Consider the following 23,364-nt stretch of genomic DNA (forward strand, 5'->3'; position numbering starts at 1 on the left):
ACTTTTCCACTGTTTGACGATAAGCGATTTTAAGTACTGAGCCCCTCATTATAACGAAAACCATAACCTTTAGGGGCGAAAAGGCATTCATGAAATAAATATTGACATAAAATATTTATGCTATGGAAATACGGTAAATTCACCTATATTCTGCTAAAATTTACTATAAAATGTCACGAAAATAAATCGGAAAGGGAGTGTTGAATGCGACGCAAGAAAGAGGTCATCAGAGGGAATTTTGTGAAATATGATGCTGTAGTCCTTGGTTCAGGCCCTGCGGGCGAAGGTTCCGCAATGAAATTGGCGAAGTCAGGCAAGCGTGTTGCGATTGTAGAAATGCATGAACAGTTAGGTGGTAACTGTGCGCATGTTGGCACCATTCCAAGTAAGGCTTTACGTCAAACTGTTTCAAGCATTATTCGTTACCAACGTGACCCAATGTTTCAAAAAGTCGGTGAATGGAAGAAATTCACCATGAAACAAGTGTTGACGCATGCACATCGCGTGATTCAACAACAAGTTGCGACACACTCCCGTTTTTATGACCGTAATAATATTGATGTTTATCATGGTCGTGCCTATGTGCAAGACAAAAATACGGTCATGGTGTTTACGCCTGAAGGGATTAAAGAAACGATTGTTTTTGATGAACTTGTCATTGCAACAGGAAGTCGTCCATATCATCCGCAAGGACTAGATTTTAAACATCCACGTGTATTTGATTCAGATAAAATTTTAGATTTGGACTATACCATCGGCAAAATTATTATTTATGGTGCTGGTGTAATTGGCTGTGAATATGCGTCTATCTTTATTGGGTTAAATAACAAAGTTGACCTGATTAACACCCAACCAAAATTATTAAGCTATTTAGATGCTGAAATTTCGGATGCACTGTCTTATCACTTGCGTGAGCAAGGCGTATTGATTCGCCATAATGAACAGATTGATCATCTTGAAACATTTGATGACCATGTGGTGCTATATCTACAAAGTGGTAAGAAAATTAAAGCCGATGCTATTTTGTGGTGTAATGGTCGTTCAGGAAACACCGATGGTTTAGGTCTGGAAAATGTCGGTCTGACACCAAACAGTCGCGGTCAGTTAACGGTAAACGAAAAGTACCAGACTGAAGTTGAAAATATTTATGCAGCAGGTGATGTTGTTGGATGGCCGGCCTTAGCTTCGGCAGCGTATGACCAAGGTCGTTGTGCTGGTGCGAACATGAGTGGCGAAGAAAATGTAAAACCTGTGACCGATATTCCGACAGGGATTTACACCATCCCAGAAATTTCATCTTTTGGTAAAACTGAACAGCAGTTAACTGAAGAAAAAATTCCTTACGAAGTTGGACAAGCATCTTTCCGTCATTTGGCACGTGCGCAAATTACAGGGGATACAGTGGGCGAGCTTAAGATTTTATTCAACCGTGATACGTTGGAAATTTTAGGTATTCACTGCTTCGGGAATAACGCTGCGGAAATTATCCATATTGGGCAAGCTGTGATGCAAAGTCCAAACAACAGTTTAAAATATTTTATTGAAACAACATTTAACTATCCAACGATGGCAGAAGCTTATCGTGTGGCTGCGTTAAATGGTTTAAATCGTTTATTTTAAATCTTTGAATAAATAAAGATCAAAAGGGTGTGATTGAATCGCGCCCTTTTTTATATGCAAGACAATTAAACATATTACAACAAAGTTGCTGAATATAATTTTGAGTTTAAATAGGATAGATTGATGAAAATCTCAGCAGGAAAAGTTAATAAAAGATAAGTTGGCGTGTTTTTCGCAAAGAGAATAATGAAAACAGGATGTCATTGTTGAAATATGAATATTAAAACTGCGTTAAACCCTACATCTTCTGCTACATCATGGTTCGCTCGTCTGGAACTCAGATTTTCTGCACAACAAGAACGCACTGTTTTGAAGCATAGAAAACATTATGGCCCGATTCGTGTGCAAAAAATGTTGTGGCCTGAGAAAACAGGGGTTTGTCATACCATTATTGTGCATCCGCCCGCAGGTATCGCAGGTGGAGATCACTTGAGTTTTGTCATTGATGTGGCGGAAAAAGCCCATGCGTTGGTGACGACTCCGGGGGCAGGGAAATGGTATAAAACCAATGGTAAGCAGGCTTTTCAGGACATACAGATAGAGGTTAAGGCCAATGCGATTTTTGAATGGTTGCCTCAGGAAACCATGCTCTTTAATGGTGCGGTGGCACAAACCAAAAATCATATCCATTTGGCTGAATCTGCAAGTTTTATGGGTTGGGAAATGTTGGTGATCGGGCGTCAGGCACGGTTGGAAAGTTTTGAAACAGGGCAATACCATAGCGAGATCAAACTTTGGCGAGAACAGAAGCTGTTGGTTGCAGATACTTTGTATTTTCAGGGAAATGATCGCTGGTTGAGTTCTCCACTGGGGATGAACAATTGTGCTGTGATGGGCAGTTTTTGGGCGGTGTCACCGCCGCAGTTTCGTAAACAAAATGTGTTGGAACAGCAGCTTGAACTTATTCGTGAACTAATGATGCGAATGGATACACCTGTCACCGTGACGTTATTGGACGATGTAATTTGTGGTCGTTATTTAGGTCATGATACTCGGCAATGTCATGATGCCTTTGCTGCAATTCGTGCAAGGCTACGCCGTTATTGGTTTGATCTTGATGAAGAATTTCCAAGAATCTGGCGTACATAATAGTATCGAATTGATTGTTTTTAAAACAGATAAATGGCATATGCGATTTTTTAGCATGCATTTTGCTTAAGTTAAACCAGATGCGATTTAGGAACGAGATATGGAACTCAATCCCACCGAAAAAGATAAACTCCTCATTTTTACTGCTGGGCTAGTCGCAGAGCGTCGTAAGGCGCGGGGATTAAAACTGAATTATCCTGAGGCAATTGCTTATATTTCAGCAGCATTGTTAGAGGGGGCACGAGATGGAATGAGTGTTGCCGAGCTTATGCACTTTGGAACAACCTTATTGTCTCGTGAAGATGTCATGGATGGCGTGGCAGAAATGATTGCTGAAGTACAGGTTGAAGCGACTTTTCCAGATGGCTCAAAACTGGTGACAGTCCATCAACCTATCATCTAAATAGAATAAAAAGGAGTAGCACATGATTCCTGGTGAAGTGATCACCGAAGAAGGTGAAATTGAACTAAATGTCGGTAGAGAAACATTCAAACTTAGTGTTGCCAATACGGGAGATCGTCCGATTCAGATTGGCTCGCATTTTCATTTTTATGAAGCAAACGATGCGTTGTTGTTTGACCGTGCTGCGGCAAAAGGGTTTCGTTTAAATATTGCAGCAGGTACAGCAGTTCGGTTTGAGCCAGGACAACAGCGAGAAGTTGAATTGGTTGCATTGACAGGAAAACGTGAGGTGTATGGTTTTGCTGGACGTGTGATGGGGAAATTAGATTTATGATCCAGATTCGTATCGCCTGTATGATGGATTTAGATGCCATCCATGCACTTATTCAGCCCCATGTTTCTGATTTTATTGTCGATGAAACGGGTAAAAATCATTTTACGAAACAAAGTATTGAATCATTACTGCTACAACCACAAAGCCATTATTTTGTTGCGGAAAAAGAGCAAACCATTGTTGGTGTGATTGCCTATCGTCAACCTGCTCATTTGCTGCATTTTTTTGTAGAGGAGAAATATCAGCATCAAGGTATTGGTCGCAAGCTATGGGACTTCGTAGAAAAACAAGTGACTCAACAGCACGTGGATACATTCACAGTAAATTCAAGTTGTAGTGCTCAAGCTGTTTATGCGCGTTTCGGATTTATTTCCGTTGAACCCGTAACCGAGAGTCGAGGGCTAAGATTCATTCCGATGAAGAAATTTTATACCTCTGCAAATATTACACATTAAAGGTATGTCTCAATGAAAATGTCACGTCGTGCGTATGCCGAAATGTTTGGCCCAACCGTTGGGGATCGTGTTCGTTTAGCCGATACCGAGCTGTTTATCGAAGTTGAACAAGATTTTACTGTTTATGGTGAAGAGGTTAAGTTTGGTGGCGGTAAAGTCATTCGTGATGGCATGGGGCAGTCACAGTTATTGGCGGATGACGTTGCAGATACGGTGATTACCAATGCCTTAATTGTGGATTGGTGGGGCATTGTTAAAGCCGATGTGGGGATTAAAAATGGGCGTATTTGGAAAATAGGCAAAGCAGGCAACCCTGATATTCAGCCTGAAATTAGCATTCCACTTGGTGCTGCAACGGAAGTAATTGCAGGTGAAGGGCAAATTTTAACAGCGGGTGGCGTGGATACACATATTCACTGGATTTGCCCGCAACAAGTTGAAACTGCACTGATGTCTGGTGTCACTACGATGGTTGGTGGTGGAACAGGGCCAGCAGCAGGTACATCGGCAACCACAGTTACTCCGGGGCCTTGGCATATTGGTACCATGTTACAAGCCATTGATGATTTACCGATGAATATTGGTTTGCTAGGCAAAGGCAATTTGAGCTTGCCTGAACCGATTCGGGAACAGATTAAAGCGGGCGTTATCGGCCTGAAATTACATGAAGATTGGGGTTCAACCCCAGCGGCTATTGATAACTGTTTAAGTGTTGCCGATGAATTTGATGTGCAAGTGGCAATTCATACTGACACTTTAAATGAAAGTGGCTTTTTAGAAGAAACACTAGCGGCATTTAAAAATCGTACCATCCATACCTACCATACCGAAGGTGCGGGTGGTGGACATGCACCTGACATTTTAAAGGCGATTGGTCAGTCCAATGTTCTGCCTTCATCAACCAACCCGACACGTCCATATACCGTCAACACCATTGATGAACATTTAGATATGCTGATGGTCTGCCATCATCTAGCCCCCGCTATTGCTGAAGACATTGCATTTGCAGAAAGCCGTATTCGCCGTGAAACCATTGCAGCAGAAGATATTTTGCAGGATATGGGTGCAATTGCAATGATGTCCTCCGACTCTCAGGCAATGGGGCGTGTGGGTGAGGTGATTATTCGTACATGGCAAACAGCACATAAAATGAAGCTGCAACGTGGCAGTTTAGAAGGTGACAATGCCGTTCATGATAATAACCGTGTGAAACGCTATATTTCCAAATACACCATTAACCCTGCAATTACGCATGGTTTAAGTCATGAAATTGGTTCAGTTGAAGAAGGTAAATTGGCTGACTTGGTGTTGTGGAAGCCCGCATTTTTTGGGGTGAAGCCTTCTATGATTATTAAAGGCGGCATGATTGCGGCTGCACCAATGGGGGATATCAATGCCTCGATTCCAACCCCTCAGCCTGTGCACTATCGACCAATGTTTGGCGCGTATCCGCGTGGTGTGCATCGTACTTGTTTGACCTTTTTGTCACAAGCTGCAATTGATGCGGGTGTACCTGAAAAACTGGATTTAAAGAAAATGATCAGTCCATGTAAAAACACCCGTGAGATTCAAAAATCAGATTTAAAACACAATAGTTATTGTCCTGTGATGGAAGTGCATCCTGAAACCTATGAAGTTCGTGCTGATGGCGAGTTACTGACTTGCGAACCTGCCGAAGTGCTTCCGATGGCGCAGCGTTATTTCTTGTTTTAACAGGGATTCGACTTTTTAAATCTAAAAATAGATGGATATAAATTTAAATGAAAATCTACACCCAACGTCTTGAACATATTTCGCCAGAACAGCAGTTTGAAACCGTTGAACTGAGCTTTGATACAAGACAAAAATCACGCTTTCGTGCCACATTGTCGAATGGCACGGACATTGGTGCAGATTTACCACGTACAGGCATTTTACGGAGCGGCTCATTCATTGCAACAAATACAGGTGATGTGTTGAGAGTAAATGCCAAACCAGAACATTTAATGCAAGTGACGACACAGCATGAATTTGACTTGCTCAAAGCTGCCTATCATTTGGGCAATCGTCATGTACCTTTAATGTTGACGCCAACCGCACTGTATTTTGAACCTGACCATGTTTTGGCTGAAATGGTGGAAGGTTTAGGCTTGGTGGTAAATGAAGTTGAGCATCCGTTCGAGCCTGAAAGCGGTGCTTATGCACAGCACAGTCATGAGCATCGTTTAAGCCCGATTAAGGCTTTGCATCATGTCCATCACTAATGCAGCACAGTTGCTCAAACTACTCACGCTGTCTTCTACAGCATTGCCAGTTGGGGCTTACTGTTATTCGCAAGGTGTGGAAAGTGCAATAGACATTGGCTTGATTCAAGATGAAGCCAGCAGCAAGGCCTATTTTGAAGATGTGCTGGAACTGCTTTTGGTTCGTTTTGAGTTGCCGTTATTGCAACGATTGATTCAAAACGCAAAGAATATGGATGCATTTTTGCCATGGGCAGAGCTGTATAAAGCCAGTCGTGAAAGTAAAGAATTACTGGCTGAATCGCAGCAGTTGGCATTTTCTTTGAATGCGTGGATTAAAGATGTATTGCAAATACCTGTCGAGGTGAAAAAACAATACGGTTTTGTCCCTGTGTATGCAGAGCTCTGTGCCCGTTTAAATCTGAATGTAATGGATGCACTTACCGCCTATTGTTTCACTGTATTGGAAAATCAGGTGCTTGCTGCGGTAAAGACTGTTCCATTGGGGCAAATGGCAGGACAACGGATTTTATGGCATTTGCATAGTCTAGTTCCCGATGCCGTGGCACATGCCATGCAATTGCCTGATGAAGCTTTAAGCAGTGCCTTACCACACTATGCCATGCTCAGTATGCAGCATGAAACTCAATATTCACGATTATTTAGATCATAAAGCAGATTTTCTCGTTTAGTACGAGATTCATAAATTGAGAAGGAAATAACGATGTCAGAACGTAGCCCGTTGCGTGTTGGAATTGGTGGTCCAGTGGGATCAGGAAAAACCGCATTAACATTAAATCTATGCCGTGCTTTACGTGACAAATACAACATGGCAGTGGTGACTAACGATATTTACACCAAGGAAGATTCTAATTTTTTAACCCGTAACGAAGCCATGAACCCAGAGCGTATTGTGGGCGTTGAAACAGGCGGCTGTCCGCATACTGCAATTCGCGAAGACGCATCGATTAATCTGGCTGCTATTGATGATTTGTGTGAAAAATTTGATGGTTTGGAATTGATTATTATTGAAAGTGGTGGGGATAACTTGGCAGCAACTTTTAGCCCAGAGTTATCTGACTTGACGTTATATGTGATTGATGTGGCAGGTGGTGAAAAAATTCCACGTAAAGGTGGCCCGGGAATTACGAAGTCAGACTTATTGATTATTAATAAAACAGATTTGGCGCCGATGGTGGGAGCAAATTTAGACGTTATGGATCAGGATGCCAAGCGGATGCGCGGTGAAAAACCATTTTTATTTTCCAATATGAAAACGGAAGATGGTTTGGCACAGATCATCGAATTTATTGAAAAACAAGGCTTATTAAAAGCTTAGTTATTCGCACTGAGGAAATTGATATGCAAAAACTAAATCATAAAATCTTTGCAGCTATTTTTGCGAGTATGCCGATGCTTGCTTTGGCACATCCCGGGCATGAGTTCCCTGAGCTAGGTTTCTTAAGTGGGTTTGTTCATCCATTTACAGGTCTAGATCATATGTCGATGGCTGTTGGTTTGGGAGTTTTACTTTATAAAGCGAAACAGCGTTGGCAGGTAAAAGGATTATTGGGGCTTGCCTGTGCCTTGATGTTTGGTTTTGCGATTGGGGCACAAAATTGGCTTACTGCAAGCGTTGCTGAATATGGAATTGTCGCTTCACTATTGTTTTTGGCATATGCTTTATGGCGCAAACAGGCGACTTTATTACCCACGGCAACGGTGTCATTTGCCATATTTCATGGAATGGCGCATGGAACTGAACTGAGTGGGCATGGGCACTGGACTGCACTCATGTTGGGTATGGCGAGTGCAATGAGTCTTTTGTATGTTGTGGGACTCGGATTGGGTGCAGTATTGCAGCGTTTCCTTCCTCAACAAGGGCGAAAAATGGTGGCTGCTGTTGTCGCTTTTATTGGGTTACTCGGTTTAGCCTGATTCACAGATGATGTGAATATTTTACTTTTCGCTTCCACAAAACAGCTCTTGGTTTACAGTTAATCAAGAGCTGACAAAACAAGTCGTCACGACTGTCTTATTTCTTCACCAAATCTTGCATAATTCTCCATAATTTGTGTTTAAAAAATAATGCAATTTGATGTCATGAGTAGATGGCATGATGCGATATTTCTGGACGTATTTGCTGTGCATTGTTTCTTTAAGTGGGTGTATTGTGACGACAACACATGCCCAAGTTGCAACCATGACCTGTAACACTGTGCCTGTCACGACGTTTCATATTGAAAATGGATATCATGATGATGACGGGCGAGAACATGAACCTGTACGCACCCGCCGTGAGCAATTACCCGATCATTTACGTAGGGATAATCGACCTGATGAAATTGAAGAGCAAACAGACCTCTTATAATGCCTGTTTTTGAAATAAACCTGCGCGTACTAATCCCGCCTTGGTTTCTTTAATTAGTTGCCATGATGCAGGAAGTGCTAATTGTTGTAAGTCCCGATCTGCTTCAACATAAATAAATCCTTGCGCTTTAATGAGTGGATCTGCCAAAGTCGCTAAAGATTGCCATAAATCTAAGCTATATGGTGGGTCAAGAAAAACCACATCGAACTGTTGCTTTAAACGTGGTAAAACCACTTCGGCAGTATTGACATGTAATTTACAATTCTGAATGTTTAAGCGTTCAATATTTTGCTTTAAGAATTGACTCTGATTTTTATCGGGTTCAATCATCACCAACTCACGTGCGCCACGTGACAATGCTTCAAAACCTAATGCACCTGAACCTGTACACATGTCGAGTACAACAGCATTTTGAATATTCCACATTAACCAATTAAACAAAGTTTCCCGTACCCGATCAGGAGTTGGGCGTAGACCTTCGACTGTGGCAAAAGGTAAAACCCGTCGTTTCCATTCACCGCCAATAATGCGTAATTGATTTTTCATATTCACTATTCACTAATGTCCGGTTGAGATGCTATGCGACTAGGGGTTGCAGCTGCATTTTGTGGTTTATTTTTTTCTTTTGTATTTGGTGTTGCATTTGGATCTGCTTGCAAAATATTTTGCCCGCTTGGAAGTTGTCCCGGTTGGATCCCCGCTGTCATTAAACTTCCAGTAATTTGATGCGATGTCGGGCGAATCGGATTATTTTTGCGTTGTACCAACCAATAATCAAAGATAGGTCGAGCCAATTGTGCGGCTGCACCACCATGACGACCATTTTCCCAAATCACGGCAACGGCAATTTGTGGGTTATCAGCAGGGGCAAAGCCCACAAATAAAGCATGGTCAAGCTGGCGTTCTGTAAGCAAGGATTCATTATAGCGTTTACCTTGAGCAATACTTTTTACCTGTGCTGTCCCTGTTTTACCTGCAATGAGATAAGCACTCGTCCGAATACGATGTCCTGTTCCAGCTTCAACAACATTCACCATTGCATCACGCATTCTGACCCAATCTTCGTCGGTACCATTAAACTTAACACGTCCATCTGGTGCATTACGAACTGGGAACGGTTTTGAACCTTTGGTATTGCTTAACACGTGTGGAACTACGTGATTACCATGGTTAGATAAAATAGCGGTTGCCATTGCCAACTGGAGTGGTGTTGCAGTAAAGGCACCTTGACCAATACTGACAGAAATTGTTTCACCACGAAGCCATTTGCTTTTGCGGACTTTCATTTTCCATTCTGGATTTGGATACAAACCTGAGTTTTCATTCGGCAAATCAATCCCTGTTTTTGCTCCGAAACCAAATTGGCGCATCCATTCATTCATGTGCTCAATCCCCATTTGACTTGCTAATGTGTAGAAATAGGTGTCACATGAAAATTGAATGGCTTTATCTAAATCAACAATACCATGACCAGTTTTTTTCCAGTCACGGAACTTATGAGAATCGCCTGGTAAATGGAAATAACCTGGGTCATTGATTTTGGTTGACCAGTCGATTACACCATAATTAATCCCACCTAGACCTTCAACAGGTTTGATGGTTGAACCTGGTGGATAAACCCCTTGTAAGGAACGGTTATATAAGGGTTGGTCAATATTATCTCGTAGGGCGCTGTAGTCCTTACTACTGATACCAGAAACGAACAGGTTCGGGTTAAAGCTTGGGCTAGAAACCATAGCAAGCACTTCACCTGTACGTGGGTCAATGGCAACAATTGCACCACGACGTCCTGCTAATTGCTCAGAAGCAACCGTTTGCAAACCATAGTCCAAAGACAGGTAAAGATCATTCCCACGTGCAGGGTCTTTACGACCTAAATAACGTAACACATTGCCATGAGCATCGGCTTCAACAGATTCATTTCCTGGTGTTCCATGAAGCAGATCTTCATAAAATTTTTCAACCCCAATTTTACCAATCAGGTTCGTTCCTGCATAAACATCTTTATTAATGGTTTTGAGTTCTTTGTCATTAATTCGTCCTACATAACCAATGACATGAGCGAAAAGTTCTCCGTAAGGATAATAACGCGTCATTTGCGTTTCAATTTTTACCCCAGGAAATTTATATTTAACTTCACTAAATTTGGCAATCTCAGCTTCATTGAGATTGAGTTTTAATGTCACACGTTCGGTTTTTTTAGCAGTTTTAATTCGACTATTAAAACGATCTACATCATCTTGTGTTAACCCCAGTACAGGAATCAGGGCTTTTACGGTTGCATCAATGTCTTCAACATCTGCTTTACTTAAAGTTGCAGTAAATACTGGGTAGTTATCGGCCAATAAAATACCGTTACGGTCATAAATATAACCACGAGCAGGGGCTAGAGGCTGTAGACGAATACGGTTATTGTCTGATGCAGTCGAAAATTCTTGATAATGAAAAATTTGCAAATAAATGTAGCGGGCGATCAGTGCACTAAAACATAATACAACAAGCCCAATGGCAATGAATATGCGACTACGAAAAAGGCGCTTTTCTTGCTGAACATTCTTGAGGGGGAGATGTTGCTTCATAGTCAGTTCATCAATCTGTTATTGGGCTTGAAAAGCGCATTATTTTAACTCAAGCGGCTCATGAATGAAGCAGTATTTTTTATATTCTGCATAAAACTTGTTGTATTGAACAAATTGAATACATAAACCTCAAAAATATGCTATCAATCAGGAGGCCATCACTCATTTTGAAATAGTCGTGTGATTAACTATTTGGGATGAGTGAAAAATAGCTGTTGTTGTGGGCATTTGTGCAAGGTCTGCAGTCCTAAAACCCATTTGTAAGATGTTTGTACGCATTTTTGCCAATAAAGGCCAATAGAAAATACAAATTTGGTATACTTTAACGTATTGTATTGGCTCAAAATAGCAGATTAAGTCACATAAAACCCTAAAACCGAGAGCGCTTCATGCTGGAATATATTAGTCACTTGTGGCAAGTTTTTCTGAATCGTCCAGATCATTGGGCGATTATCAGTATTATTCCCGTAACGGCCTTTGTCACTTGGGCGCATGTGTGGATGGCACTCAAGATGGTGTTTTTTCCCATTCATTTCTGGGGCTTTCATATTGGTAGTATTCCTGTGGGGTGGCAAGGCATCGTGCCACGTAAGGCAGGGCGTATTTCTGGCATCATCACCGACAACACACTTAAAAAAATTGGTTCACTGAGTGAATTTCTTGAAGCCATGAATCCTGAAGAAATGGCAAGAATCATTGGTGAACAGATTAATCGAGATTTAGAAAATTTAATTGATGAGATTATGCTTGAGCGTAATCCTGTCCTTTGGGAAAACATTCCTTATTCCATTCGCCGCCGTATTTATGATCAGGCACATAAGCAACTGCCAAGCGTTTTAGAGCATCTCGTTACAGAGCTGACCAGTAATGTCGAATCTTTGGTCGATATGCGTGAAATGGTGGTTCGTCAGATGGAAACTGACCGCCGTTTAATGGTTCGCATGTTCCTTAAAGTTGGTAAAAAAGAGATCAATTTTATTTGGCATATTAGCGCGCTGATTGGTTGTGTTTTTGGGTTATTCCAAATGATCGTCTGGTTTATTGTGCCTTGGCACTGGACCGTTCCTTTCTGGGCATCTATTTGGGGCTTCTTAACCAACTGGATTGCAATCTGGATGGTCTTCAATCCTATTTATCCTCACTATGTTCGCTACCCGCAGTTCTTTCGACGCACAAAAAATCATCAATTTCCGTGGATTATTCCTATGATTCCAAGAATAGGAACGTATAATATCCAAGGGGCATTTATGAAGCGCCAAGAAGAAGTTTCCGATGTGTTTGCCAAAGTTGTGACTGAAGAGTTAATCACAGTGAAAACCATCATGACCGAAATGATGTATGGTCTTCATAAAGAAAGAACGCGCCGTATTGTCAAACAGCATGTGAATCAAATTATGGATACACCTTTGGTTCGGACCACATTACAGTTGTCTTTGGGACCAAAAGAGTACGCACGGTTAAAAACAGACTTGATTGACCGCTCAATTGAAATTACGATGGTTCCCGTATGCGACCCTGCATTTAATGCAAGCCGTGCCCGTAAAATATTTCAAATGTTTCGTGACCGTATTCGAGAATTAACTCCAGATGAGTTTCAAAATCTATTACGTCCCGCATTTAAAGAGGATGAGTGGATTTTGATTTTATTAGGGGGTGTGACTGGCTTTATTGCTGGTACAATACATTTGTTTGTTGCTTTTTTATAAGGTTTAATTTTCATGGGCTAATTCAAGCACATGATATTAAGCTGTTTTACTATAGATGAGGATTTATTAAATGCGCATTATCTTACTCGGACCACCTGGAGCAGGTAAAGGCACTCAGGCTCAGTTGATCTGTAAGCGCTATGATATCCCACAAATTTCAACCGGTGATATGCTCCGTGCTGCGATTCGTGAAGGTACTGAATTAGGTTTAAAAGCCAAAAGTGTCATGGAAGCTGGCGGTTTGGTTTCTGACGACCTGATTATTGGTTTGGTAAAAGAGCGTATTGCACAGCCTGATTGTGTAAATGGCTGCATTTTTGATGGTTTCCCACGTACTATTCCACAAGCAGAAGCTTTGGAAAAAGAAGGGATCACGATTGACCACGTAATTGAAATTGATGTACCTGACGAAGAAATTGTTCAACGTCTTTCAGGTCGTCGCCAACATCCTGCATCGGGTCGTGTTTATCACATCGTTTATAACCCACCAAAAGTAGAAGGTAAAGACGATGTAACAGGCGAAGATTTAGTTCAACGTCCTGATGACCAAGAAGAAACGATTCGTAAGCGTTTAACTGCTTATCATGCAGAAACAGCGCAGTTGGTTGGCTTCTATCAAGGTCGTGCAGCTTCTGGTGTAAATGCACCAAGCTATGACAAACTCAATGGCTTACGCCAGATTGACGATGTTCAAGCAGACTTGTTTAAAATTTTAGATCAATCTAAATAAGCTTGATCTTAAATTAAAATCCAAAGAGTCCTAATCGATATTAGGGCTCTTTTTATATGGAAGATGAAATGTTAAAAATTGCCCTAACTATTTTGGTGGTTGTCAGTTTTGTTATGCTGATGTTTTTATTGCGCCAAAGTAAACGTATGCTGAATGAGGTGCAAAAGCAAAATGCAGCATTGCCGAAAAAGCCACGTGAACGCGAGTTACATCCGAAATTAAAGCAGGATCAGGATAAATAGAAAATTGGTTATTTAGGCGCACCAAACTCAAAGCGTTCAGGCCAGTTACACACATCAGACACGACACATTCTGCACATTTGGGTTTACGTGCGACGCAGCAGTAACGCCCATGTAAAATGAGCCAATGGTGTGCATCTAACATAAACTCTTTGGGAATCACTTTAATAAGTCGTTGTTCTACTTCAAGCACATTTTTCCCTACGGCCAATCCTGTTCGATTACCTAATCTAAAAATATGTGTATCTACTGCCATGGTTGGATGACCAAACGCTGTATTTAGAACGACATTGGCAGTTTTGCGTCCAACGCCCGGCAATGCCTCTAAATCTTTACGGCTGTCTGGCACTTCACCTTGATGTTTTTCAATTAAAATTTGACAGGTTTTAATGACATTTTCAGCTTTTGAATTATATAAACCAATGGTTTTTATATAGGGCTTGAGTCCATCTACACCTAATGCAAAAATCTGTTGTGCTGTGTTAGCAACAGGGAAAAGTTTATCGGTTGCTTTATTGACACTTACGTCGGTAGCTTGTGCAGAAAGCATAACTGCAATGAGTAGCTCAAAGGGAGAAGAAAACTTAAGTTCAGTGGTTGGATGTGGCCGTTGTTCTTGCAAGCGTTCAAAAAAAATCTGAATCTGCTTTTTGGTCATATTTTTACTGGTCATCTTAAACCCCTTGCACTTGTTCAAGTTCAGTTTGCAGTAGGCTTAATTGTTGACGCTTTGCTTCATCGTCATGTACAGAAAGCTGTTTTTCGAGTTTTTTGATTTGAGTACGAAGTTTTGCAAGCTGAATAGTCATTTTTGCATCGGCAACAAGCGATGCAGTATTGGTTTTTTCTGCAAGTTGAATCGTGGGTACAGCATTTAAATATTGAGAAAACTGAGCAAATAACTCACTGTCAATTTCAGCACGAACGATTGGGCCTTTGCGCAGTTTACGACGTTGTTCTTCACGTTGGATATGCGCATAGTAACGATAGCGCAAGTCATTTTGTTGTTCTTGTTGAATTTCTACCGTTGGAATCGCCTGAGGATCTGGAACGAGATCGATACAGTCGACAGGGCAAGGTGGAATACACAATTCACAGCCTGTACATAAGTCACTTAACACCGTGTGCATGACTTTACCACTTCCAATAATCGCATCGACAGGGCAAGCACTGATACATTTGGTACAGCCGATACATTCATCTTCTCGAATGATGGCTTTCATTCGTTGTGGTCGACCATCGGTCTGAATTGGCCAGACGCTTTGTTCTGCAATCAGTTTTGGTCGTTTTAGAAGTTCTGCCAAAGCATCGGCAACAGGTTGTCCTCCTGGTACACATTTATTGGCATCTTCTCCCTGAGCAATCGACTGGGCATAAGGTAGGCAACCATCACGGTGTCCACAAAGTCCACATTGGGTTTGGGGCAGTAAAGTATCAATTTGCTGGATGAGAGAAAATGTTGAACTCATTGGGCTACTAACTAAAACGAAGGGAAGGGATAACATGCACAACAGTGCAAGTGGGTTATTCTAGCATAAATGTAAGATGGACGATGCTGTTAGGAAAATAGCCGCTTTAAAAATGAAAAGAGCCAACACAGGGTCAGCTCTTGATTCATTGGGTAAAAAACTTATTTTTCTACGAACGCACGTTCAATTACGTAATCGCCCATTTCACCCATGCGTGGAGATTCTTTTAAACCGTGTTGGTCAAGAAGTGCCGCAACGTCTTTTAAGAAGTGCGGGCTACCGCAAAGCATTGCACGGTCAGTTTCTGGGTTAAAACGTGGTAAACCGATTTTTTCAAATAAAGCACCAGATTCAATAGCGGTTGTTACACGGCCTTGAGTATGGAAGTCTTCACGCGTCACGGTTGGGTAATAAACCAGTTTGTCTTTGATACCAAGTTCTTCAAAGAATTCGTGGTTTGGCAGTTCATTTAAAATCAGGTCTTGGTAAGCCAATTCGCTGATGAAACGTGTACCATGAACAACAATGACTTTTTCAAAGCGTTCATAGGTTTCTGGGTCACGAATAATAGACAAGAATGGTGCTAGACCTGTTCCTGAAGATAATAAATACAGGTTTTTACCTGGTAATAAGTCATCGATGACTAAAGTCCCTGTCGGTTTTTTAGAAATCAGAATTTCATCACCAACTTGAACTTTTTGTAAAATAGAAGTTAATGGACCGTCTTGAACTTTAATTGAGAAAAACTCAAGTTCTTCTTCATAGTTTGCACTTGCAATCGAGTAAGCGCGCATTAAAGGCTTGCCGTTAACTTCCAGACCGATCATGACAAATTGACCGTTTTTGAAACGTAAACTTTGGTCACGTGTCGTTTTAAAACTAAATAAAGTGTCATTCCAGTGGTGAACGTGAGTGATGCGTTCAGCGTTAAAAGCAGCCATTCGAGAAATCTCAAGTACGAATAATAAATTGATGGGTATTTTAATCTAAAATTATAGCCTATAAACTGAATATATTTAATTGTCTTTATAAGAAAAAATGATGAGTAACTTATTGAGTATACCGATGATTGGTGTGATGCGTTCTCCGTATAAGGAGAAATTCGGTATTCCACGACAACCAAACCTTGTTGAAGTTGAGAGTTATATTGAAATGTTTGCGCCGTATGATACCGAGCAGGCATTTGAAGGGTTGGATGCTTTTAGCCATATTTGGTTGCTATGGCAATTTCACCAAAACAAAGCGCAGGACAAAACGACCTTTCGGGCACAGGTTCGTCCGCCACGTTTGGGTGGCAATGAAAAAATCGGAGTTTTTGCGACACGCAGTATGTATCGTCCATCTCCTATTGGTTTGTCTGTGGTGAAGTTTAAACGTGTTGTGCGTGAACAAGGACAATTGCGGGTCTATGTTCAGGGAAGTGATTTGCTTGATGGTACGCCCGTTTTGGATATTAAGCCGTATATTGCGTATTCAGATGCAATTGTGGATGCACAAAGTGGTTATGCCATGCAGGCGCCAGTGTTGAAATCTGTAATATGGCAGCCGCAGGCTTTGGCTCAACAGCAGGTGTATGTAGAGCAGACATTGCTTTTAGAACAAACACTGAATGAACTGGAACAAGTATTGGCTTTAGACCCACGACCAGCATATCAGCATGACCCCGAACGGGTTTATGGATTACGTTTTGCTGCGTTTAATATTCGTTTTCAGGTCGATGAACAATCCATTACGGTGGTGGAGATACAATGGGTTGGAAATGATATTTAGTTGAGAAAAGACGGACATCTTTTCAATGGAAATCATCTACATCAGTAGGCTAAAACTGCTACCATTGCGGCTTGAAATTAAAAAAGAATAGTATTGAGGGGTGCTCATGGGGACAACGCACAGATTGGATCAATTTTCCTTTATGATTGATTTAACGTGGTGTTTAGATCAATTGCTGCAAGATGGGAAAATTTCTGAGCGAGATCGGGCACTGGTTCTCACCACTCAACGCAGTCGGGCGCAGTTGGCATGGCATCCTCTACAGTGGATTGCACAGTTTAATTTTCAGGATTTAAGCCTGTCACAGCCATTAAATTTAAAGGCATTGTGTCAGTGGTTATCTGAAAAATCAGGGCTGCCTTTTTTCCGTATTGACCCGTTAAAGGCAGATGTGCCTACGTTAACGGCAATTATGTCACAAGAATTTGCTGTGCATAATCGAATTTTAGCAGTTGCCGTGACGGATACAGAGGTTGTCATCGGCACAGATCAGCCATTTATGAAGGATTGGTTGATTAATCTGGAACCGAGTTTAAAACCAAAACAGATTAAACGTGTTTTGTTAAATCCTGAACAATTACAACGCTATTTGGTCGAGTATTATCAGGTGAGTCGTGCTGTGCATTCGACCCAGCATGGGAGCATGCCTGAGCAAAAAGGCGTAGAAGCCTTATTACAACTGGGGGATATGCAAAACCCCGATGCTAATGATCAGCACATTGTAAAACTGGTCGATTGGGTTTTACAGTTTGCTTTTGAACAAGGTGCAAGTGATATTCACTTAGAGCCACGTCGTGAAAAAAGCAAGGTTCGTTTTCGTATAGATGGCGTGTTGCATACCATTTATAACATGCCATCCAATACACTCAATGCGGTTATTGCCCGTATTAAAATTTTGGGGCGAATGAATGTTGCTGAAAAACGCAAACCTCAGGATGGGCGTTTAAAAACCAGAACACCAAAGGGAATCGAAACAGAATTACGTTTGGCAACGCTCCCGACAGCATTTGGCGAAAAAATGGTGTTGCGTATTTTTGACCCTGAAGTGTTGGTTCGTAGCTTTACCCAACTTGGTTTTGATGAAAAATTGCTGCAAAAATGGGATGAGCTAACCCATCATAGTCATGGCATTATTTTGGTGACAGGGCCAACGGGGTCGGGGAAAACCACGACATTGTATTCATCGTTAAAACAGTTAGCGACGGAACAAGTCAATGTTTGTACCATTGAAGACCCGATTGAAATGATTGAACCGAGCTTTAACCAGATGCAGGTCAATCATGCCATTGAGCTGGAATTTGCTGATGGTGTACGTGCGCTGATGCGTCAAGACCCAGACATTATTATGGTCGGGGAAATTCGAGATCAGGACACGGCTGATATGGCGATTCAAGCTGCACTGACAGGACATTTGGTGCTCTCGACATTGCATACCAACGATGCACCATCGAGTTTGACACGGTTACATGATTTGGGTGTACAGCCATTTTTATCTTCGGCGACCTTGCTTGGTATTTTGGCACAGCGTTTAGTGCGAACTTTATGCCCACATTGTAAACAACAGGCGGCAATGGATGAACAGCAATGGAAATATTTAACAGTGGATTATGTGGTGGATATTCCAAAAACGTCATTTGTTCCTGTTGGATGCGAAGCCTGTCGTTTTACGGGTTACAAAGGGCGAGTCGGGATTTATGAATTTATGCCTTTAAGTTTGCAGCTTAAACAATTGGTGAGTGATAATGCACCCTTGGCAAAATTGCGTCATCAGGCAAAAGTAGAAGGGGTCGAACCGTTACGGATTGCAGGTGCAAGGAAAGTGGTGGCGGGCGTTACGTCTTTAGAAGAAGTATTGCGGGTTGTTCCTTTAAACTAAACAATCATCAAAGCATTGCCTTAACCTTGAGCATCAAATTTGAAACGCTTTGATTTTTTGAATTGAATCTTTCGGTGAGGCTTTTGGGTGGATTTTGCGATGCAATTTATGTAATAAAAATAGTGACTCAGTTGTGTCAATAAAAAAAGCAGCAAGAAAATTGCTGCTTGTTTCCACGTTTATTTTTGTATTGAACACCACAATATGTGTGGGGTTACTTGGTTAAAATCAGACGATTATTACGTGTGAGGCGTAAACGGTATTCTTCCCCTGCATGCATAATGCGAATTTCACGACCAAGCGCAAATAAGTTATTAGAATGTAGCATTGGTAAAGATTGAGCTGCTTCGGTACTGCGTGTAAACAAGTTAAAAGGTGCGTTCATGTTTGTGTTCTCCGTGGTGTACTTTAGTGTTTTAAATGATAATCATTATCGAATAATACTGTCAATCCTAAATTTTAGAATTTATAAAGAACTTTGTAACACGTAAACTATGTGTCAACAGATAACAGGGGGAATGAATATTGAAACCAGTAATTGATGTGGCGATTGGCTTGGTTTTTTCACAGGCAAAAGTGCTTGTCGGTTGGCGTGAGGCAAAGCAGCATCAGGGCAATAAATATGAGTTTCCGGGGGGTAAAGTTGAGCAAGGGGAAACACCTGTACAGGCATGTCGACGTGAAATTTTAGAAGAGGTTGGGGTGGATATTCAGACTTGGCATCCATTTCAGTTGATTCAACATGATTATGAAGATCTTGAAGTTCGTCTTCACATCTTTTTTGCGCAGCTTGAACAAAACCAAATGCAACAGGTGAAACAACAGTGGCAATGGTATACACGTGTTGAATTGCTGACTTTAAATTTTCCAAAAGCAAATGTGGACATTTTAAAGCGTTTGTATTGGGCACCATATTTAAAAATCAGTCCAAAGTTGTCTGAACTGACCGATCAAGCAGATGACCGATTATTTTATTTTCGTCCAGAACAATGGACTGAACAGCAGATGCAAGCAATTAGAGAATTGTCTGTTGCCCAGCAGGCTCAGCTTATTTTAAATGAAAATGACTGGAAGACACTGGATCAATCGGTAATTAAAATAGCGGCCGTTCATTTAAAACAATCTCAATTAATGCAAAAAAGTGTCGGAGATTTGATGATTGGTCAGCGTTATATTGCTGCCTGCCATGATTTGGAAAGTTTGCAACATGCACAGCATATCGGCTGTGAAGCTGTGTTGTTAAGTCCTGTTTTAGCAACACCGAGCCATCCCAATGATATGCCTTTAGGATGGCAGCAAGCACAAGCGTGGATAGAAACTGTAGATATTCCCGTATTTGCTTTAGGTGGAATGCAACCTGCATTTTTGCAACAGGCAGCGCAATACGGTTTTTATGGTTTGGCAGGTATTTCTAACTTTTAAAGTTATAAACTAGGGTTGAGCCTTGCTGGCTTGTTGCTGAATCAACTGAAGTTGTTTTTTGACAGCACTGTCTGATGCCAGACTTAGACCACGTTGCGCCAGTGATTTGGCCTGAGCATATTTTTTCTGCGATAAAGCACTTTGAGCCAGCACAACATAACTTTGCGGTGCTTGAGGAGAAATGCGCTGTGCCTGTGTTGCCAGACGTTCTGCTTGCACATATTGTTGGCGATTCAGCGCAACCTGAGCCTGCCCAATGACCTGCTGAAATGCAGGAAGTTTGGAGCCATCATTTTGCTGTGGTTGGGGCTGCTGTTTTGGAACAATGACAGTTGGTGTGACAGGGGTGCGTTTAATTTCACCTGGGTTATATGGGGTGATGGTCACCCCATGAGATGATGTTTGACTGTCAGAATGTGATGGCGTTACTGGTTTAGGTGTTGGCGAATGTGTTGAGGGTTGTAAGGTATTACAGCCCACCAATAATGTCGTGATTCCAGCACCTAAAACAAACTTAAAACGCATCCATTATTCTCCTATCCAAAATTAATTTGCATCGTAACTACCACTTGAAATAACACGTGCAGGTGGTGGGTTATCTGAATCACTTTCGTGAATCAAGTTTTCTATGCTATCTGGTTGAGCCGAAGTTGCAGGGGCTGAAGCGCCGTTGTCTGAACTTGGCGCAACCTGATAATGTGGCAATGCACAGTTGGTTGAATGGTTTGGAATGTGAGAAACCATCAATGGAATATACATCGCACCAGAGCAGCCTTGAGCAGACAGATTTCCGCTTGCAACATCAATCCAATGCCATTGAACGTCATCAGGTTGTTTAAAGTTAATCGGTTGTTGGCGCAATTGTTTCATGACATTTGTCCATACGGGCAATGCACCAGACGAACCTGTTAAGCCTGTAATTTTGTTGTCATCACGTCCTAACCATACCACTGTCAAATAATTTCCAGAGAAACCTGCAAACCATGAGTCACGTGTGTCATTGGTGGTACCCGATTTACCTGCTAGTTTTAGATTGGTTGGCAAGCTACGATACGCTGCCTGACCTGTACCCGAACTCATGACTTGTTGTAAGCCATAGTTTAAAATATATGCACTAGATGGATTGATGGTTTGTTGTACATCTAAGCTATAACGGTCAAGTATTTTACCGTTTTGATCTACGACAGAACGAATTGCTTTGGTTGGATACTTAAAGCCACCTGATGCAAAATTACTATAAATCCCCAATATTTCCATTGGTGACATATTCACCGCGCCTAAAAATACAGAAGGGTAGGCTGGAATCGGGCTAGTAACGCCAAATTTGCGTAATTGGTTGCTAAATGCTGGAACACCAAATTCTTGTCCTAAACGTACAGCAGCAAGGTTATAAGAATGTTCAAGTGCCTGTACCATTGGTACCATGCCATGACCACCGCCACTATAGTTTTTAGGTGTCCAGTTCTTACCATCACTTGGAATACTAATTTCTGTATCCTGAATTAAAGATGCCCAAGTGTAACGACCTGAGTCGATGGCATTTAGATAAATCACAGGTTTAAGTAATGAACCCACTTGACGTTTGGCATCTAAAGTACGGTTAAAGCCAGTAAAACTTTGGGTTGAACCAATGGCTGCAACAAGTTCGCCATTATCTGGCCGCTGAATAAGAACAGCACCTTGTAAATTGCTTAATGTACGTGGATTGCCTTTGCTTAATTGGTCAACCGTTTGTTTAAAGGCTGTTTGTGCTTTGGTTTGAGCAATTGGATCAAGCGTGGTAAAGATGCGTAATCCTTGATTGGTCAAGTCGGATTCCTGATATTCGCTACGAAGTTGGCGACGGACAATGTCCATAAAGTCAGGGAAACGAGAAGGCCCTAAAGCAGGTTTTTCGACAACACCAAGAGGACGAGCACTTTCTTGTTCATATTGGGCCTGAGTTAGATAACCCATCACTAACATATTGTGTAAAACAGTATTACGACGATTCAATGCACCTTCTGGATTGCGCCAAGGATTGTACAGTGAAGGGCCTTGTACCAGACCAACTAAATAGGCTTGTTGCGCAATATTGAGTTCACGCAGTGGTAATCCAAAATAGAACTGTGAAGCTAGACCATAACCATTAATAGAATAGTTGCCATTTTGACCTAGATGCACTTCATTTAAGTAAGCTTCTAAAATTTCATCCTTGCTATAGTGCATTTCAAGCAATAAAGCCATTAAGGCTTCATTGGCTTTACGTTTGTAAGTTTGCTCAGGAGACAAGAAGAAGTTTTTGACAAGCTGCTGCGTGAGTGTTGAACCACCCTGACGCTTGCCACCCGTAATATTACTCATAATGGCACGTGCAGTACCACGAATTGATACGCCATGATGATGATAAAAATTTCTATCCTCAGTGGAAACCAAAGCTTCAATGAGTGGCTTAGGCACGTTTTTGAGTTTAATCAGTACACGGTCTTCATTATGCTGAGGGTAGATCCCCCCAATGAGTAACGGTTCAAGGCGAGTCATGCCCGTATTGGTTGGTTTTGTTGTTTTAACATCAGTAATGCTGTCTTGAGCAAACTGAATATTCAACACCTGTTCTGGCTCGGTGCTATCACCAAAGTCAAACCCACGCGTATGAACATATAGCGTATTGCCATTTACAACGAATGTACCCGGCTGGGTATAGCTGTCAGCACGTTTATAACCTAAAAGGTTCAACTCTTCTAGAAAGTTGGTTTCACTGACAGGTGCCTGAGCATAAATTTCAAGTGGTCGTGCATATACCTTGGCCGGAATGTCCCAACGCTGACCTTCAAATTTAGTCCTAATGATATTGTCTAGACGCACAAGGTAAACACTGAGCGCCAGAAAACCGCCAATTACCAAAATGCAAAAAATAAGTGCAAAAATGCCAAGACCGCGTTGTGACTTCATAAAAAGTGATAAGCTATCCAAGATAAACTGTGTAATCATGCGAAGCTTTTTTATAATTTGCAATGATTATTCGTATCCCAATGCAAAAATCTGTACAAAAAGACAGATGAATCAAACGTTTTGTGGGCTTTTTAAAATATTTTAACA

General features: G+C 41.5%; 25 protein-coding genes. 17 read left to right on the forward strand and 8 right to left on the reverse strand.

Annotation, left to right across the window (positions count from 1 at the left end; translation table 11 throughout):
• Positions 1-204: 204 nt before the first annotated feature.
• The 11 genes from sthA (at position 205) to ABDV70_RS06840 (ending at position 8,494) form a co-directional block, all read left to right on the forward strand.
• Complete coding sequence (gene sthA / locus ABDV70_RS06790) at positions 205-1,620, forward strand: Si-specific NAD(P)(+) transhydrogenase (protein ID WP_343596478.1); 1,416 nt, start codon at positions 205-207, stop codon at positions 1,618-1,620.
• Between the two features lie 213 nt (positions 1,621-1,833).
• The gene (locus ABDV70_RS06795; RefSeq protein WP_343596479.1) at positions 1,834-2,709 is read left to right on the forward strand and encodes an urease accessory protein UreD; all 876 of its coding nucleotides are present in this window, start codon (positions 1,834-1,836) and stop codon (positions 2,707-2,709) included.
• 100 nt (positions 2,710-2,809) lie between these two features.
• Positions 2,810-3,112, forward strand: coding sequence for an urease subunit gamma (ureA, locus tag ABDV70_RS06800; RefSeq protein WP_343596481.1), 303 nt, complete (start codon positions 2,810-2,812; stop codon positions 3,110-3,112).
• Between the two features lie 22 nt (positions 3,113-3,134).
• Positions 3,135-3,446 (forward strand): urease subunit beta, encoded by a 312-nt coding sequence (locus ABDV70_RS06805; RefSeq protein WP_343596483.1) that lies wholly within the window; start codon positions 3,135-3,137, stop codon positions 3,444-3,446.
• Positions 3,443-3,901: a GNAT family N-acetyltransferase gene (locus ABDV70_RS06810; protein ID WP_343596485.1), complete on the forward strand. Its 459-nt coding sequence runs from the start codon at positions 3,443-3,445 to the stop codon at positions 3,899-3,901. Before ABDV70_RS06805 ends, ABDV70_RS06810 begins: the two co-directional genes overlap by 4 nt.
• A gap of 12 nt (positions 3,902-3,913) precedes the next feature.
• Positions 3,914-5,614 (forward strand): urease subunit alpha, encoded by a 1,701-nt coding sequence (gene ureC / locus ABDV70_RS06815; RefSeq protein WP_343596487.1) that lies wholly within the window; start codon positions 3,914-3,916, stop codon positions 5,612-5,614.
• Between the two features lie 47 nt (positions 5,615-5,661).
• Positions 5,662-6,144 (forward strand): urease accessory protein UreE, encoded by a 483-nt coding sequence (gene ureE, locus ABDV70_RS06820; protein ID WP_343596489.1) that lies wholly within the window; start codon positions 5,662-5,664, stop codon positions 6,142-6,144.
• The gene (locus ABDV70_RS06825) at positions 6,131-6,796 is read left to right on the forward strand and encodes an urease accessory UreF family protein (protein ID WP_343596491.1); all 666 of its coding nucleotides are present in this window, start codon (positions 6,131-6,133) and stop codon (positions 6,794-6,796) included. Before ureE ends, ABDV70_RS06825 begins: the two co-directional genes overlap by 14 nt.
• Before the next feature lie 51 nt (positions 6,797-6,847).
• Entirely contained in the window at positions 6,848-7,462 is a 615-nt protein-coding gene (gene ureG, locus ABDV70_RS06830; RefSeq protein WP_343596492.1) for an urease accessory protein UreG, read from the forward strand.
• A 23-nt stretch (positions 7,463-7,485) separates the two neighbouring features.
• Positions 7,486-8,061 carry a HupE/UreJ family protein gene (locus tag ABDV70_RS06835; RefSeq protein ID WP_343596494.1) on the forward strand — a complete coding sequence of 192 codons (576 nt, stop codon included), beginning with the start codon at positions 7,486-7,488 and terminating at the stop codon, positions 8,059-8,061.
• Between the two features lie 178 nt (positions 8,062-8,239).
• Complete coding sequence (locus tag ABDV70_RS06840; protein WP_343596495.1) at positions 8,240-8,494, forward strand: hypothetical protein; 255 nt, start codon at positions 8,240-8,242, stop codon at positions 8,492-8,494.
• Here the strand turns inward: ABDV70_RS06840 and rsmD are convergent.
• Together rsmD and mrdA are read right to left on the reverse strand one after the other, a co-directional pair.
• Positions 8,489-9,040: a 16S rRNA (guanine(966)-N(2))-methyltransferase RsmD gene (gene rsmD, locus ABDV70_RS06845; RefSeq protein WP_343596497.1), complete on the reverse strand. Its 552-nt coding sequence runs from the start codon at positions 9,038-9,040 to the stop codon at positions 8,489-8,491. The genes ABDV70_RS06840 and rsmD overlap by 6 nt on opposite strands.
• A 5-nt stretch (positions 9,041-9,045) precedes the next feature.
• Entirely contained in the window at positions 9,046-11,073 is a 2,028-nt protein-coding gene (gene mrdA, locus ABDV70_RS06850; RefSeq protein WP_343596499.1) for a penicillin-binding protein 2, read from the reverse strand.
• A 389-nt stretch (positions 11,074-11,462) separates the two neighbouring features.
• On the opposite strand from mrdA, the gene ABDV70_RS06855 reads away from it, so the two are divergent.
• From ABDV70_RS06855 to ABDV70_RS06865, 3 genes are all read left to right on the forward strand, one after another.
• A complete protein-coding gene (locus ABDV70_RS06855) occupies positions 11,463-12,779 on the forward strand; it encodes a hypothetical protein (RefSeq protein ID WP_343596501.1) in 1,317 nt (438 codons plus the stop codon).
• A 70-nt stretch (positions 12,780-12,849) separates the two neighbouring features.
• Positions 12,850-13,509 (forward strand): adenylate kinase, encoded by a 660-nt coding sequence (adk, locus tag ABDV70_RS06860; protein ID WP_343596502.1) that lies wholly within the window; start codon positions 12,850-12,852, stop codon positions 13,507-13,509.
• A 68-nt stretch (positions 13,510-13,577) separates the two neighbouring features.
• Positions 13,578-13,751, forward strand: coding sequence for a hypothetical protein (locus tag ABDV70_RS06865; protein ID WP_343596503.1), 174 nt, complete (start codon positions 13,578-13,580; stop codon positions 13,749-13,751).
• An 8-nt stretch (positions 13,752-13,759) separates the two neighbouring features.
• Here ABDV70_RS06865 and nth read toward each other — a convergent pair whose 3' ends face one another.
• The 3 genes from nth to ABDV70_RS06880 form a co-directional block, all read right to left on the reverse strand.
• The gene (gene nth / locus ABDV70_RS06870; RefSeq protein ID WP_343596504.1) at positions 13,760-14,422 is read right to left on the reverse strand and encodes an endonuclease III; all 663 of its coding nucleotides are present in this window, start codon (positions 14,420-14,422) and stop codon (positions 13,760-13,762) included.
• Between the two features lies 1 nt (position 14,423).
• The gene (locus ABDV70_RS06875; RefSeq protein ID WP_343596505.1) at positions 14,424-15,260 is read right to left on the reverse strand and encodes an RnfABCDGE type electron transport complex subunit B; all 837 of its coding nucleotides are present in this window, start codon (positions 15,258-15,260) and stop codon (positions 14,424-14,426) included.
• 119 nt (positions 15,261-15,379) lie between these two features.
• Positions 15,380-16,159: a ferredoxin--NADP reductase gene (locus ABDV70_RS06880; protein WP_343596506.1), complete on the reverse strand. Its 780-nt coding sequence runs from the start codon at positions 16,157-16,159 to the stop codon at positions 15,380-15,382.
• 100 nt (positions 16,160-16,259) lie between these two features.
• Here ABDV70_RS06880 and tsaA point away from each other — a divergent pair, with 100 nt between their 5' ends.
• A complete protein-coding gene (tsaA, locus tag ABDV70_RS06885) occupies positions 16,260-16,988 on the forward strand; it encodes a tRNA (N6-threonylcarbamoyladenosine(37)-N6)-methyltransferase TrmO (RefSeq protein WP_343596507.1) in 729 nt (242 codons plus the stop codon).
• Between the two features lie 142 nt (positions 16,989-17,130).
• Positions 17,131-18,864 (forward strand): GspE/PulE family protein, encoded by a 1,734-nt coding sequence (locus tag ABDV70_RS06890; protein ID WP_343596508.1) that lies wholly within the window; start codon positions 17,131-17,133, stop codon positions 18,862-18,864.
• 214 nt (positions 18,865-19,078) lie between these two features.
• Here the strand turns inward: ABDV70_RS06890 and ABDV70_RS06895 are convergent, their stop codons facing one another.
• Positions 19,079-19,249 (reverse strand): hemin uptake protein HemP, encoded by a 171-nt coding sequence (locus ABDV70_RS06895; protein WP_343596509.1) that lies wholly within the window; start codon positions 19,247-19,249, stop codon positions 19,079-19,081.
• 137 nt (positions 19,250-19,386) lie between these two features.
• Between ABDV70_RS06895 and ABDV70_RS06900 the strand changes: the two genes are divergently transcribed.
• Positions 19,387-20,286, forward strand: a complete 900-nt coding sequence (locus ABDV70_RS06900) for a thiamine phosphate synthase (protein WP_343596765.1) — start codon at positions 19,387-19,389, stop codon at positions 20,284-20,286.
• A 9-nt stretch (positions 20,287-20,295) separates the two neighbouring features.
• Here ABDV70_RS06900 and ABDV70_RS06905 read toward each other — a convergent pair whose 3' ends face one another.
• A complete protein-coding gene (locus ABDV70_RS06905) occupies positions 20,296-20,811 on the reverse strand; it encodes a tetratricopeptide repeat protein (RefSeq protein ID WP_343596511.1) in 516 nt (171 codons plus the stop codon).
• A 21-nt stretch (positions 20,812-20,832) separates the two neighbouring features.
• Entirely contained in the window at positions 20,833-23,217 is a 2,385-nt protein-coding gene (gene mrcB, locus ABDV70_RS06910) for a penicillin-binding protein 1B (RefSeq protein ID WP_343596513.1), read from the reverse strand.
• Between the last annotated feature and the right edge of the window lie 147 nt (positions 23,218-23,364).

Origin of the sequence: Acinetobacter sp., from assembly GCF_039596015.1 — a bacterium.
In the GTDB taxonomy this organism is placed as follows: domain Bacteria; phylum Pseudomonadota; class Gammaproteobacteria; order Pseudomonadales; family Moraxellaceae; genus Acinetobacter.